The organism is Shewanella sediminis HAW-EB3 (assembly GCF_000018025.1).
GTDB classification, from domain to species: domain Bacteria; phylum Pseudomonadota; class Gammaproteobacteria; order Enterobacterales; family Shewanellaceae; genus Shewanella; species Shewanella sediminis.
Genome location: NC_009831.1, coordinates 4529402 through 4542479, shown reverse-complemented (window position 1 = coordinate 4542479; position 13078 = coordinate 4529402). Strand labels below are relative to the sequence as shown.

The window sequence follows — 13078 nt, the reverse complement described above, 5'->3', positions numbered from 1 at the left end:
AAAAAATATTTAGGGTATATAGATGTTTAATATCAGTCCGGCAAATCATGAGTTTGATGATGAGATTCAAAGTAAAATCGACAATAAAACCAAACCCTTGGGAGCGCTCGGAGAATTAGAAAATTTAGCTAAACAGTTGGCTCTGGTATTAGGAAAAGATAAGCCTGAGATCATTAACCCTAAGCTATTGGTTTTTGCGGCGGATCATGGAATCGCCTCATCCGGTGTTTCAATTGCTCCAAGTGAAGTGACTACACAGATGGTGATGAACTTTGTCGCCGGTGGCGCAGCCATCAATGTCTTCTGTCGCCAGGTCGGCTTGGATATGGAGGTGATCGATTGTGGCATTCTTCAGCCATTAGAGGGCGTCGAAGGGGTTATCGACCAGAGACTGGGTGCAGGAACGGGAGCGATCCACAAGCAAGCGGCAATGACATTGGGAGCCGTCAAGCAAGGGCTGGAGATGGCGCGAACACGCATAGAACTTCACCATCAGCAAGGCTGTAACCTTATCGCATTAGGGGAGATGGGCATAGGAAACACCTCTTCTGCTGCGGCCATCATGGCCACTGTCATGGGGATGAAGGGTGTCGATTGTGTCGGACGAGGCACCGGAATCGATGCCGCTACCCTTAAGCGTAAGCAGATGCTGGTGGAGCAGGCGCTGCATATTCATGAGGCCGAATTAACCGACCCCTATAATATTTTAGCCTGCCTTGGTGGCTTTGAAATAGTACAGATGACGGGGGCTATGCTTGCCGCGGCGGAGAGAAATATGCTTGTCATCGTAGATGGCTTTATCGCAACGGCGGCGGCCATGGTCGCGGTGCAGATAAATGCGAACGTCCGCGATTATATGATATTTGGTCATCAATCAGATGAACGGGGTCACTGCCTGATGATGGAACACTTGCAAGCCCGACCCTTGCTCAGATTAGGGATGAGGTTAGGCGAGGGCAGTGGCGCCGTATTGGCGTTACCACTTATTCGAGCCGCCGCCGGTTTCTATAATGAGATGGCCAGCTTCAGCGATGCCGGAATTGAGATCTAACTCTATGTCGGATGGACTACGAGGTTCTAGGTTCTAGGTTCTAGATTCTAGATTCTCCATGTAGGAGCGGCTTTAGCCGCGAATGTTTCTAAAGGAATTTCATAAATATGTTTCGTCGAGAACTGACACTGTTTTTTATTGCGATGGGCTTCTTTACCCGTATCCCAATGCCTGCCTGGGTGACGGTGGACAGCGACAACCTGAACAGAGCCAATCGCTATTTCGGACTGGTCGGCATCTTGGTGGGGGGGCTCAGTGCCGCGGTCTATGCTCTGGCCGTTAACTGGTTGCCGGCGTCGGTAGCCATTATATTTGCGATGATCACCAGTGCCATCGTGACCGGTGGTTTTCATGAAGATGGCTTGGCCGATACCGCCGATGGTTTCGGCGGTGGCTGGACCGTAGCCGATAAACTATTAATCATGAAAGACTCCCGTCTCGGTAGCTATGGCGCGTTGGCCCTGGTATTTATTCTGCTGCTGAAGTGGCAAATATTAACTGAAGTGGCTGTTATCGATACCAATATGGTGAGCGTCATCTTGATAGTGGGTCACTGTTTGAGTCGTGTTTTTGCTGCCAGCTTTATCTTCACCGAACAATATGTCAGTGACTCTGATACCAGTAAGAGTAAGCCTTTAGCCCAGAACCAGAGTGTCAATGAGCTGGTTATCTCGCTTGGGACAGCGTTGATTATTTTACTATTGCTAAGCCTGAGTCAGGCTCTGATCCTTATTGGATCACTCCTGTTGCTGAGGTGGGGATTGGTGGTGGCCTTTCGCCGTCAAATAGGTGGCTATACCGGCGATACGCTGGGGGCCGGGCAGCAGATATCTGAAATGCTCTGCTACCTTATTATTCTTATCTTGGTGAGCTCCCTATGATCCATCTGGTACTGGGCGGTGCACGCAGCGGCAAGACCCGATATGCAACCGATGCGGCAACAGCCCTGAGCGCGCAAGGGTATGAATGTATCTATATCGCCACCGCTCAGGCACTCGATGAGGAGATGATTTCGAGAATAGCACGGCACCGACAAGACAGAACCGAAGATGAGCTTGAGTGGATAACGGTCGAAACACCACTATTATTAGCTGAGTCTCTAGCGCAATATGCCCGAAAAAACCGTGTCATTATTGTCGACTGTATGACGCTCTGGCTGACCAATCGGCTATTCGCAAATGAGCCACCGACTGACTCAGATTATGAGCAGGATAGGGCGGAGGAGAGCCAAGTCTGTGTGGGCGGTGACGGGAAAAGCTGGCCAGAGGCCAAGGCGGCGTTACTCGAATTACTGCCGACGCTTGCGGGCGAGATCTACCTGGTGAGTAACGAAGTGGGCTGCGGCATCGTTCCTCTGGGAGAGTTGAACCGCCGCTTTGTCGATGAAGCGGGCTGGCTACACCAGGAGATAGCCAAGCTTGCAGATTCGGTGGTCCTGGTCACCGCCGGCTTGCCCATGCGATTAAAAGGCGCTTAATACATAGGGTTACGAGGTTCTAGATTTGAGGTTAGAGTCACAGGCTACGGGTTACGAAATTCTCCATGTAGGAGCGGCTTTAGCCGCGAAGCTTTCTTCAGGTAGGAGTGGCTTTAGCCGCGAAGCTTTTTCTTATGAGAAATGCAAAAGAACGATATGAATACCGATAACAGAGATAATCCAGAGGCTCACAAAGCCAAAGTACTGATGATACAGGGCACCACGTCAGATGCGGGCAAGAGCACCTTGGCCGCGGGGCTATGTCGTCTGTTTGCCAGACGAGGGGAGCGGGTGGCGCCTTTCAAACCGCAAAACATGGCGCTCAACAGTGCGGTAACTATCGATGGCGGTGAGATTGGTCGCGCCCAAGCCCTGCAGGCCATTGCCTGTGGATTGCCCGCACATACCGATTTTAACCCTATTTTGTTGAAACCCAGCTCAGATACCGGCGCTCAGGTCATAGTTCAAGGCAAGGCGCTCGATCAGATGGAGGCACAAACTTTCTTCGGCCTTCAAGGGGGGCGGGAAGAGGGGCTGCCGGGCTATCGGGTCATGGCGATGTCTGCAGTTTTGGACTCTTTCTCCCGTTTAACCGATAACTATGAAATGGTGATTGTCGAAGGGGCGGGAAGTCCGGCCGAGATCAACCTCAGAGAGGGAGATATCGCTAACATGGGCTTTGCCGAAGCCGTCGACTGTCCGGTGATTATCATTGCCGATATAGACAAAGGCGGTGTATTTGCTCATCTGGTTGGCACGCTGGCGTTACTGAGTGAGTCGGAGCAAGCCAGAGTAAAAGGGTTTGTAATCAATCGATTTCGCGGTGACATCGCCTTGCTGCAATCGGGGCTGGATTGGTTAGAGCGCTACACCAATAAACCGGTTTTGGGTGTGCTTCCCTATCTGCACGATCTGCACCTGGACGCCGAAGATGCTCTGGCTCCACCGCTGACAGTTTCATCTTCCGAGCAATTATTACAGCCGAAGCAGAGCAAGCTCAAAGTGTTAGTTCTGGTGTTCCCCCGGATCAGCAACCACACCGACTTCGATCCCTTAAGGCTTAACCCCTTAATCGAATTTAGTTACGCCTCTTTGCAGAACGCAGAACCCGGGAGTGTTCAGGGGTTACCCGATGCCGATTTGATTATTCTGCCCGGCAGTAAAAATGTACGCGCAGACTTAGACTTTATCCGAGAACAGGCCTGGGATACCGCCATCAAGAAGCACTTACGCTATGGCGGTAAAGTGCTTGGGCTCTGTGGCGGTTATCAGATGCTGGGTCTGCTTATCGATGACCCAGGTGGCGTCGAAGGCAAGGTTGGCGAGAGTGAGGGCTTAGGTTTGCTGCCTCTGGTGACTGAGCTTAAAGCCAACAAAATATTACGTCAGGTCACGGGTCATTTGTCCCTGCAGAGGGAACAGGCACCCGTCGAAGGCTATGAGATCCACTGCGGCCAGTCGCAGGTGTTGAATACTCCCTCTGGTGGCCAACCTATCACCCTGTCGGTGAAAGAGGCATTCGGTAAGTCGACAAGCGACGACCCCGTTTCTGATGGCTCCTTTTGTGATAAAGGGTTTTCAGACGGAATGGTCTCAGATGACAGCCTGATATTCGGAACCTATCTACATGGCCTTTTCGACTCACCCCAAGCTTGTGCACTGATACTGAAGTGGGCGGGAATGGAGCATGTAGAAGCCGTAGATATCGATGCAATTCGTGAACAGCAGCTCGACAGGTTTGCCGACCAGTTAGAGAAAGATTTAGATATAGATAAGTTGGATAGGATCCTAGAAACTAGAAACTAGAAACTAGAAACTAGAACCTAGAACCTAGAACCTTCTTAGCTATAAACATACGGAAATATCATGACCGAAAAAAATGCAGAAGAGATAAAAGCGCAGCGTCATAAAGCACGTCAACAGAAGCTCAAAGATGGAGTCGATGCGAAAATAGCCAAGGCTCAGGAGGAGAAGGGCATTCTGTTGGTGCTGACAGGTAATGGTAAAGGTAAATCGACCTCTGGCTTCGGCACTATTGCCCGCTCAGTAGGCCATGGTAAGAAAGCGGCTGTGGTGCAGTTCATTAAGGGAAACTGGGATTGCGGTGAACGCACTCTGCTCGAAGGGGCCGGAGTCGAGTTTCATGTGATGGGCACCGGGTTTACCTGGGAGACTCAAGACAGGGAGAAGGACACGGCAGCGGCACTAGAGGCATGGGAAGCTGCAGAGAAACTACTCAAAGACGAGTCTATAGATTGCATCATGCTGGATGAACTCACTTACATGGTGAGTTATCACTACCTGGAGGTCGATAGAGTGATCGAAGCACTACAGAATCGTCCACCGATGCAGCATGTTATCGTCACGGGAAGGGCGTGTCACAGAGGTATTATTGAGATAGCGGATACAGTGAGTGAGGTAAAGCCCATAAAACACGCCTTCGATGCAGGCGTCAAAGCCCAGCCCGGTTTCGACTACTAAATTTCTTCCTGCTAGCTTTTGTGGCGTTATTGTCTGTGCTGGCTCACCCCATCACATGGAGCCTTCAGCGATTTTTTGGTAAAGAGCGCATATGCTCAGGGGCAGGCTCTTGTGAAAAGCGGGGGCTGACGGCTTAACCACTGATTATTAATGAGATAGGCGAACGCTGTGAAATTACATTTCTTCGTGCTCTCCACTGTGACTTTATTGTCTGCCCGGCTTGCTGTTATAAAGAGTCACCCAATCATATAGAGCCTTCAGCGGTTTTAGGTAAGGAGCTTCAGCGACACTTAGTGAAGAGTCTTCAACGGCTTTAAACAAAGAGCCCTCAGCGTCTCTGAGAAAAAGTCGTATGTTCAGGGGCTGACTTGTGAGAATAAGGGCTAGGTAAAGGCAATAGCTGCACAAAGAGATAAATAGGGAGAGAAGCTTGAAAGAGTTTGAAAATATTTGAATTTTTGGTACAGATGGAGAGACTTGAACTCTCACGCCCTTACGGGCACTAGCACCTGAAGCTAGCGTGTCTACCAATTCCACCACATCTGCAACGACCAAACTGTTGAAAGAGTTACTAGTTAAAATATCTAGTTTTCAACTGCTTGCACGGCAGATAGTACTGCTCTATCCTACAGCTGTCAACCCGTTTTAGATGATTCCTTGATGAGAGTGTAAAGTGTGACCAGCTTGAGATAAGCAGATAGGCTCTTATCGAGAGTATGGACGACTCTGTGTTGAGACATTATGCGATGCAATAAATATAACTTGTTATTTTTAAACGAGAACCAGATGAAAACAATAAGAAACAGCTTGTCGATATTCGCCATCTTCCTTCCGGCTTTATCTATGGTGGCAATACCGGTAAGCGCGGCACCCGCAAAGCGCATTGTCGCTCTGTCACCTCATTCGGTGGAGATGCTCTATGCGATCGGTGCCGGTGAGTCCATCGTAGCTACTACAGAGCATGCGGATTATCCACAAGAGGCGGTGCAAATTCCCCGTATCGGTGGCTATCACGGTATACAGATCGAGAGAGTGATTGAACTGGATCCCGATCTGGTCGTGGTGTGGGGCAGCGGCAATAAGGCCGAAGATGTCGAAAAGCTTAATAAATTGGGGTTCAAGGTGTATAACAGCGACCCTAAGACACTGGAGGCCGTAGCCGGTGAACTCGAAGAGCTGGGTGAGTTAACGGGCCATCAAGAGCAGGCATCTATGGTTATTGCCGATTATCAATTGCAACTTAAAGAGTTACGTGCGAGCAATGCAGTTAAACCTAAGGTAAAGGTGTTCTATCAGCTTTGGTCTACCCCCTTGATGTCCGTCGCAAAGAATAGCTGGATTCAGCAGATCATCGATGTCTGTCATGGAGAGAATGTATTCTTTGATGCCGACAGCGATTATCCGCAGCTTAGTTTGGAGAACGTGCTGATGAAGATGCCGGAGGTGATCTTACAAAGTCAGGATAAGGGCAATATTCTCGGCGTAGACTGGAGCCAGTGGCAGGAGATCCCTGCCGTTAAGAATGAGCATATCTATCCGCTGAATGCCGATCTTTTACATCGCGCCGCTCCCCGCGCCATCTTAGGAGTCAGATCTCTGTGTGATGCCTTGGATAAGGCGCGCTAATAGCTGTTTGCTATCGACTATGGTTTTCTTTGCCTTACCTTGAACTCGTGACTCGTGACTCGTGACTCGTGACTCGTGACTCGTGACTCGTGACTCGTGACTTAAAACTTAAAACTTAAAACTTAAAACTTAATTTTTAAAAAGGATTTTCCCATGACGACCTTACTAATCTGCCTGTTTATTGCCATGCTGCTTCCCTATCTTGCGAAGGGGCCGGTTGCGGTGGCCATGGCAAAATTGGGTGGCTACGATAACTCTCACCCCAGAGAGCAGCAGTCCAGGTTAACCGGTTTCGGGGCTCGCGCCGTTGCGGCGCATCAGAATGCCTTCGAGTCACTGCTGATATTTGGACTCTCGGTATTGGCCGTCATCGCGACACAAAATGTGACCGACACCGCTGCGTTACTGGCGGTAATCCACGTTATCGCCCGTACGGCATATCAGGTTCTGTATCTTATCGATAAGGGAACGCTGCGCTCTTTGTCATGGTTTGTGGCCATCTTCTGCTCGTTCGGGATCTTGTTTCAGGCGTTTTGACAGCGTTATGTAGGAGCGGCTTTAGCCGCGAAGCTTTTGGGTCCGCCATCCTGAACTCACTCTTTATAAAGAGCAGGCTACAGATTTGAAGCTTATAGTTTTCTTTGCTTATCTTGAACTCGTGACTCGTGACATAAGTAAGAGCCAGATCACTGGGTCAGATCTTCCATCTGGAAGCGGATTTATTTGCCCTGGATCACCTTTTTACACATCTGTTAGCTTTTTCTAATGAAATGAATTCTCATGTACTTAGCGATGTAATAAACTAAGCGACACAAAAATTTGGCTTGTTGTGGTATTAGGGTTAAGTATGAATAAGTTATTGATTATTGGTGGTGTTGCCGGAGGTGCCTCAGCAGCTGCGCGTGCCAGACGATTAAATGAAGAAGCTGAAATTATCATGTTTGAACGTGGTGAGTTTGTCTCCTTCGCCAATTGTGGACTGCCCTACCATATCAGCGGTGAAATAGCCGATAGAAAGTCCCTTATTCTTCAGACGCCGCAAAGTTTCAAGTCTCGCTTTAATGTCGATGTGCGTGTGCGCCAAGAGGTGACTGCCATCGACAGGGCGGCTAAAACCGTTACCGTAAAGAACCATGTGACCGGTGAGCAGTATCTGGAAAGCTATGATGCCTTAGTGCTCTCTCCGGGCGCAGCGCCTGTGGTCCCGCCAATTCCCGGCCTGGATACCCCGTTGACATTTTCACTGCGAAATATTCCCGATATGGACAGGATCTTAACCTTGCTCAAGGAGAGAAAGCCGGTTCATGCCACCGTTGTCGGTGGTGGTTTTATCGGTTTGGAGATGATGGAGGCGCTCAATGAACTGAATATCGATGTCACTTTGCTTGAGATGTCGCCACAGGTGATGGCACCCGTCGATATCGAGATGGCGAATATGTTGCACAAGGAGATTGTAGACAAGGGCATTGACCTGCGTCTCAACTGCGGCCTGAGTAGCGTCGAACAGGTGGGCTCCGGCTTGGAGCTCTTCTTGAGTAACGGTGAGTCATTAAACACAGGTATCTTGATCTCTGCGGTGGGCGTGAAGCCGGAAACCACTTTGGCGGTCAATGCCGGTCTGGCTATCGGTGAGCTCGGCGGTATTGTGGTCGATGAGCAGATGAGAACCAGCGATGCCTCTATCTATGCCGTGGGCGACGCCGTTGAGGAGTTTGATTTTCTTACCGGTGAGAAGGCGCTGATCCCATTAGCCGGCCCGGCTAACCGTCAGGGGCGGATCGTTGCGAACAATATCTTTGGTGCAAATGATAGCTATAACCGAACCCAAGGTACCGCAATTTGCCGGGTGTTCGATCTGGCGGTAGCAAGCACCGGGCTCAACGAGAAACGTCTGGAGCGCAGCGGTATTCCTTATGAGAAAATCTATGTACATGGTGCGAGCCATGCCAGCTACTTTCCTGGCGCACACCCGGTGTCACTAAAACTGCTGTTCAGTACCGATGACGGCACAATCTTGGGCGCTCAAGCCATTGGCCGTGATGGTATCGATAAGCGTATCGATGTAATGGCCGTGGCTATCAGGGCCGAACTTACCGTGTACGATATGCAGGATATGGAGCTGACCTATGCTCCACCTTTTGGCTCGGCAAAAGATGTGCTGAATCAGGCGGGTTTTGTCGCATCCAATAGCTTGAAAGGTGAGACTCGGTTGTGCCACACGGCCGATATCGATGCATTGAGCGACCAGCAAATTCTACTCGATGTCAGAAATCCCGGTGAGCTGATGAAATCCGGAGCGGTTGAGGGGGCTGTTAATATTCCCGTGGATCAGCTCAGGCAGCGACTCGAAGAACTGCCGAGAGACAAGGAGATATTGATTATCTGTCAGGTCGGTTTGCGCGGCCATGTAGCCTATCGCATGTTGGCAAATCATGGGTTTATGGCGAAAAACCTCACCGGTGGCTATAAGACCTATCAGGCGGTTCACGCTAAATTTTAGCAGGTCGAATGTCGAGTCTAAGTCGTTTAGCCTGAGTTATTTAGCCTGAGTTATTTAGCCAGAGTTGTTGAATTGAGCAGTAGCATTGACTCCTCATTGAGGAGTCAATGCTTCAATTTAAAAGGGGAATTTTTTGGAATTATCATCGTTTGCTGCCGCATTGGGTGGCGGTGCTCTTATCGGCCTTTCAGCCATCTTACTCATGATATTCAATGGACGTATTGCAGGTATCAGCGGCATTGTATCGTCGGCCTTCTTTAGCGATAGAAAGTTTAGCGATAAACAGTTGTCAGAAAACACAGATGATAAATCGGGTCCTGCCTGGCAGTGGTTTTTCATCGCTGGTTTAGTGCTGACGGGCGTTATATATGCGCTTGTATATGAGCAGTTAGGCTTACCGACTTTCGAGTTCGATACAGTATCTCAGCCTATGTTGTTAATTGGTGGACTCCTCGTCGGGCTTGGGTGCAGCTTGGGGCGCGGGTGTACCAGCGGGCATGGGATCTGTGGCATAGGACGGTTATCTCTTCGCTCAATCGTAGCGACTTGCCTGTTCATTGCTGTGGCAGCCTGTACAGCAGTCTTCATTCACTGATGGCATTGAGCCGAATAAAATTGAAATGATAGTGGGTCGTTCCTGATGAAAACCAGTTCCATGAAAAGAAAGATCACAGCTTTACTCTCCGGTATCCTGTTTGGAGCCGGCCTCTTGCTATCGGGTCTGGCCGACCCGGCTAAGGTGATAGGGTTTCTCGATGTCAGTCGTGTCTCAAACGGCACCTGGGATCCGTCACTTATGGTAGTGATGACAGGTGCTTTGGCCGTTTATATGTCACTGTATTATCTCGTGGTTAAGCCTAGGGTTAGGGCAAACCTTGCTCCAGTATGTGATACAAAGTATCACTTGCCTGAAAAGAAAACCTTAGATAGTCATCTGATTTTAGGAGCGAGTCTGTTCGGATTAGGTTGGGGTATGGTGGGGATCTGTCCGGGCCCGGCTATCGTCAACATTGCCACTCTCGATATGAGCCTTGGCCTGTTTGTCGTGGCCATGCTGTTCGGTCTCTATATCGGCAAACTCATCAAATCAGCTGAAGTCGATATGGTAAAGGCGGATTAATTAACCGCTCCTACATGGGTCATATCAAGCTCTGTACTCGAACCTAGAACCCTAAAAGCTTCGCGGCTAAAGCCGCTCCTACATGGGTAATATCAGACCTCGACCTCGAAACTCGAGACTCGTAACTATTGGTTTAAAAAAACCGGACACTTTCCCTATATCGGACACCTTATCCTGATAAGCGGACACTTTTCCTCTGTGTCCGCGGACACTTTCTACTGTTCAAAACTCATCCTCTGTTGCTAACTTGTTGGTATTTCTCCGTTAATTGTTTTTGGCACGCTACTTGTAACGTAAGTGTTAATTCAGCGCTATTTAAACAATAGTGACCAAACGGACAGTTAGGGATAGATGATGATTCAGGATACGAGCGGACAGGACACGGTAATAGAGGCGAGTCTGACAAAAAAGTTGAAATGGCCTCTGTTGACAGGCGTTGTCGTGTTGCTGGTATCTGGCCTAGTTTGGTCAAGTGTCGGTGGCAGTCAGGTGAGCGAGTCTATTAGCCGAAGTGAGCTTAGATTTGCGACACTGGAGCAGGGCACACTCACACGAGATATCGCCACAACGGGTAAAATCGTCGCCGCGAATGCCCCCATCCTCTATAGCAGCGATCAAGGTACGGTCACACTACTGGCGAAGCCCGGCGACAGAGTCGAAAAGGGCGATGTGGTCGCGACTATCGAGAGTCACAAGCTCACCAATAGTCTGAAACAGCAGGAAGCTCTGTTAGAAGGGATGAAAAGCGCATTAGAGCGTGCCCGTCTCGATGCCCGCCGTCAACAGCTAAAGGCACAGCAGACTATCGATATGGCTAAGGTCGACCTTGCCGCCGCCGATCGTGAGAGTCGTCGTGGTGATGAGCTTATCCATAACAAGCTCATCTCTAAGATAGATTTTGAGAAAGGCAAAGACGACCTCCATAAGGCCAAGCTGCTTTCGGCTCATGCGAAGCAGGAAGCCGAGCTGATGAAAGATACACTCACCTTCGAGATTAAGAATAAAGCCGCTGAGGTTAATCGTCAGGCATTGGTCGTGACAGAGCTTGAGCGTCAGGTTGGAGCCTTGAGTATTGAGGCGCCGGTGGGCGGCATTATCGGTAACTGGCTAACGGATCAGAAAGCCCGCGTCGCTCAGAGCCAACCCATTCTGACCGTAGTCGATTTGAGCGCCTTCGAGGCAGAGCTGGCCGTCCCAGAGTCTTACGCCGATGAGCTGGGCTTAGGTATGGATGTCGAACTGAGTTTCGGCTCTGTGACATTGATGGGCCAACTCTCCTCAATTTCTCCGGAAGTAAGAAATCGTGAAGTGACCGCCCGAGTGCGATTCGAGCAAGATGAGCGCCTTCATTTGCGTCAAAACCAAAGACTATCGGCGCGGGTATTACTGGAAAACAGACCTAATGTATTGATGGTAAAGCGTGGTGCCTTTGTTTCAACCGGTGGTGGTAGAGAGGTGTATGTCATGAGCGGTGATATCGCTGAGCAGACTTCAATTCAACTCGGCGCCCGCAGTATGAGCCATATCGAGGTGCTACAAGGCGGTAAGGCTGGTGATGTGTGGGTTATCTCGAGCATTCAACCATTTAAGAAAGCAGAACAAGTGCTGGTTCGCTAAGGAGAGCAAGATGAACAGATTAAATCAAAGTATGAATGAGCAAGGAGCCTTCAGCGGACTAAGTGCCCTTAGCGTACAGAAAGTCATAACTGTTACAGCACTTTTGCTGCTGCTCGTTGCGGTTCAGGTTTCGACTCAAAATGTCGGTGACTGGTTCGTTTTCGGTCTGAATATTTTAGAGGTGACCGAGCCGTTATCTGAGGTCTCGAATGTAGGTGCAAATGTAGGAACTAGTGTGGGTGATAGTGCCCCGGATTTTTTACAGAAAATAGTGATGGCGTTAGTCGAGTGCGTACTGGATTAATGCCTGGAGTGCGGGACCGGCTTTAGCCGGGAAGGACGTATAGCCGTTTCTACAATCACAAACAACGAATATCAAAGAATCAAACGATAAAAATAGGGAATATTGACCATGTTATCGATGAAGAATATCAGCAAAGTATTTAAAACAGATCTGGTGGAAACTCATGCGCTGCGTGAATTTAATCTGGAGGTTAACGAAGGCGAATTTGTGGCGGTTACCGGCCCATCTGGCTCGGGTAAAACTACCTTCCTCAATATTGCAGGTTTGCTCGAAGGCTTTACCCTGGGTGATTACTTTCTCGATGGCGTGAATATCTCAAACCTGAGCGATAACAAGAGCGCGGCTATTCGTAATGAGAAAATAGGCTTTATCTTCCAGGGTTTCAACCTGATACCGGATCTGAATCTGGCCGAAAATGTGGAAGTGCCGCTGCGATATCGTGGCTTCAGCGCCAAAGAGCGTAAGCGCCGTGTACAGCAGGCGCTGGAGCAGGTTGGCCTTGCCGCCCGTATGAAGCACCTTCCCTCTCAGCTTTCCGGTGGTCAGCAGCAGCGCGTCGCGATTGCCCGTGCCTTAGCCGGAGAGCCAAGATTCCTCCTTGCCGATGAGCCAACGGGTAACCTCGACAGCATGATGGCGCGTCAGGTGATGGAGCTGTTAGAGAAGATTAACAAGGCGGGGACCACGATTATCATGGTGACTCACGACCCGGAACTTGCCCGCCGTGCTCAACGAAATATTCAGATTGTCGATGGCCAGGTATGTGATTTTACTATGTATCAGGGAGGTGAGGGGTACCAAAGTGGAGAAGGGCACCAAGGTGGCGAGCGCACCAGCGAAAAGCCGCACCTGGTGACAGAGTCTAGAGCGTCTGTGAATCAAGATAAAGTAGCGAGCTAAGG

13 protein-coding genes and 1 tRNA gene are annotated in these 13078 nt (G+C 49.7%); 13 read left to right on the top strand and 1 reads right to left on the bottom strand.

The genetic code is table 11. The annotated features are described in order from the left end of the window. Window positions 1-22 precede the first annotated feature (22 nt). The 5 genes from cobT (at window position 23) to cobO (ending at window position 5009) form a co-directional block, all read left to right on the top strand. Complete coding sequence (gene cobT, locus SSED_RS19520; RefSeq protein WP_012144068.1) at window positions 23-1051, top strand: nicotinate-nucleotide--dimethylbenzimidazole phosphoribosyltransferase; 1029 nt, start codon at window positions 23-25, stop codon at window positions 1049-1051. Between the two features lie 107 nt (window positions 1052-1158). Then, on the top strand, window positions 1159-1932 hold the full coding sequence (locus SSED_RS19515) for an adenosylcobinamide-GDP ribazoletransferase (protein WP_012144067.1): 774 nt from the start codon (window positions 1159-1161) through the stop codon (window positions 1930-1932). After that, complete coding sequence (gene cobU, locus SSED_RS19510) at window positions 1929-2528, top strand: bifunctional adenosylcobinamide kinase/adenosylcobinamide-phosphate guanylyltransferase (protein WP_012144066.1); 600 nt, start codon at window positions 1929-1931, stop codon at window positions 2526-2528. The genes SSED_RS19515 and cobU overlap by 4 nt, the downstream gene beginning before the upstream one ends. A 156-nt stretch (window positions 2529-2684) precedes the next feature. Next, a complete protein-coding gene (locus SSED_RS19505; protein ID WP_049772179.1) occupies window positions 2685-4334 on the top strand; it encodes a cobyric acid synthase in 1650 nt (549 codons plus the stop codon). A 60-nt stretch (window positions 4335-4394) separates the two neighbouring features. Beyond that, window positions 4395-5009, top strand: a complete 615-nt coding sequence (gene cobO, locus SSED_RS19500) for a cob(I)yrinic acid a,c-diamide adenosyltransferase (RefSeq protein ID WP_012144064.1) — start codon at window positions 4395-4397, stop codon at window positions 5007-5009. 459 nt (window positions 5010-5468) lie between these two features. Here cobO and SSED_RS19495 read toward each other — a convergent pair. Then, window positions 5469-5555 (bottom strand) — tRNA-Leu (locus SSED_RS19495). 297 nt (window positions 5556-5852) lie between these two features. Between SSED_RS19495 and SSED_RS19490 the strand changes: the two genes are divergently transcribed. The 8 genes from SSED_RS19490 to SSED_RS19455 all read left to right on the top strand — a co-directional run bounded on the left by SSED_RS19490 (window position 5853) and on the right by SSED_RS19455 (window position 13076). Further along, window positions 5853-6635 carry a cobalamin-binding protein gene (locus SSED_RS19490; RefSeq protein WP_223296008.1) on the top strand — a complete coding sequence of 261 codons (783 nt, stop codon included), beginning with the start codon at window positions 5853-5855 and terminating at the stop codon, window positions 6633-6635. A gap of 153 nt (window positions 6636-6788) precedes the next feature. Continuing rightward, the gene (locus SSED_RS19485; protein WP_012144062.1) at window positions 6789-7172 is read left to right on the top strand and encodes an MAPEG family protein; all 384 of its coding nucleotides are present in this window, start codon (window positions 6789-6791) and stop codon (window positions 7170-7172) included. 310 nt (window positions 7173-7482) lie between these two features. Next, window positions 7483-9135 (top strand): FAD-dependent oxidoreductase, encoded by a 1653-nt coding sequence (locus tag SSED_RS19480; RefSeq protein WP_012144061.1) that lies wholly within the window; start codon window positions 7483-7485, stop codon window positions 9133-9135. Between the two features lie 133 nt (window positions 9136-9268). Continuing rightward, window positions 9269-9730, top strand: coding sequence for a YeeE/YedE family protein (locus SSED_RS19475; RefSeq protein WP_012144060.1), 462 nt, complete (start codon window positions 9269-9271; stop codon window positions 9728-9730). Window positions 9731-9775: 45 nt separating this feature from the next. Continuing rightward, complete coding sequence (locus SSED_RS19470) at window positions 9776-10255, top strand: YeeE/YedE family protein (protein WP_012144059.1); 480 nt, start codon at window positions 9776-9778, stop codon at window positions 10253-10255. Between the two features lie 354 nt (window positions 10256-10609). After that, a complete protein-coding gene (locus SSED_RS19465) occupies window positions 10610-11872 on the top strand; it encodes an efflux RND transporter periplasmic adaptor subunit (RefSeq protein ID WP_012144058.1) in 1263 nt (420 codons plus the stop codon). A 10-nt stretch (window positions 11873-11882) separates the two neighbouring features. Then, the gene (locus tag SSED_RS23760; protein ID WP_012144057.1) at window positions 11883-12176 is read left to right on the top strand and encodes a hypothetical protein; all 294 of its coding nucleotides are present in this window, start codon (window positions 11883-11885) and stop codon (window positions 12174-12176) included. A 108-nt stretch (window positions 12177-12284) separates the two neighbouring features. Then, window positions 12285-13076: an ABC transporter ATP-binding protein gene (locus SSED_RS19455; protein ID WP_012144056.1), complete on the top strand. Its 792-nt coding sequence runs from the start codon at window positions 12285-12287 to the stop codon at window positions 13074-13076. Window positions 13077-13078 lie beyond the last annotated feature (2 nt).

What these genes read in the sequence shown, in the direction of transcription:
- cobT (WP_012144068.1), top strand. Translation starts at nt 23, where the DNA reads ATGTTTAATATCAGTCCGGCAAATCATGAGTTTGATGATGAGATTCAA.
- SSED_RS19515 (WP_012144067.1), top strand. Translation starts at nt 1,159, where the DNA reads ATGTTTCGTCGAGAACTGACACTGTTTTTTATTGCGATGGGCTTCTTT.
- cobU (WP_012144066.1), top strand. Translation starts at nt 1,929, where the DNA reads ATGATCCATCTGGTACTGGGCGGTGCACGCAGCGGCAAGACCCGATAT.
- SSED_RS19505 (WP_049772179.1), top strand. Translation starts at nt 2,685, where the DNA reads ATGAATACCGATAACAGAGATAATCCAGAGGCTCACAAAGCCAAAGTA.
- cobO (WP_012144064.1), top strand. Translation starts at nt 4,395, where the DNA reads ATGACCGAAAAAAATGCAGAAGAGATAAAAGCGCAGCGTCATAAAGCA.
- SSED_RS19490 (WP_223296008.1), top strand. Translation starts at nt 5,853, where the DNA reads ATGGTGGCAATACCGGTAAGCGCGGCACCCGCAAAGCGCATTGTCGCT.
- SSED_RS19485 (WP_012144062.1), top strand. Translation starts at nt 6,789, where the DNA reads ATGACGACCTTACTAATCTGCCTGTTTATTGCCATGCTGCTTCCCTAT.
- SSED_RS19480 (WP_012144061.1), top strand. Translation starts at nt 7,483, where the DNA reads ATGAATAAGTTATTGATTATTGGTGGTGTTGCCGGAGGTGCCTCAGCA.
- SSED_RS19470 (WP_012144059.1), top strand. Translation starts at nt 9,776, where the DNA reads ATGAAAACCAGTTCCATGAAAAGAAAGATCACAGCTTTACTCTCCGGT.
- SSED_RS19465 (WP_012144058.1), top strand. Translation starts at nt 10,610, where the DNA reads ATGATTCAGGATACGAGCGGACAGGACACGGTAATAGAGGCGAGTCTG.
- SSED_RS23760 (WP_012144057.1), top strand. Translation starts at nt 11,883, where the DNA reads ATGAACAGATTAAATCAAAGTATGAATGAGCAAGGAGCCTTCAGCGGA.
- SSED_RS19455 (WP_012144056.1), top strand. Translation starts at nt 12,285, where the DNA reads ATGTTATCGATGAAGAATATCAGCAAAGTATTTAAAACAGATCTGGTG.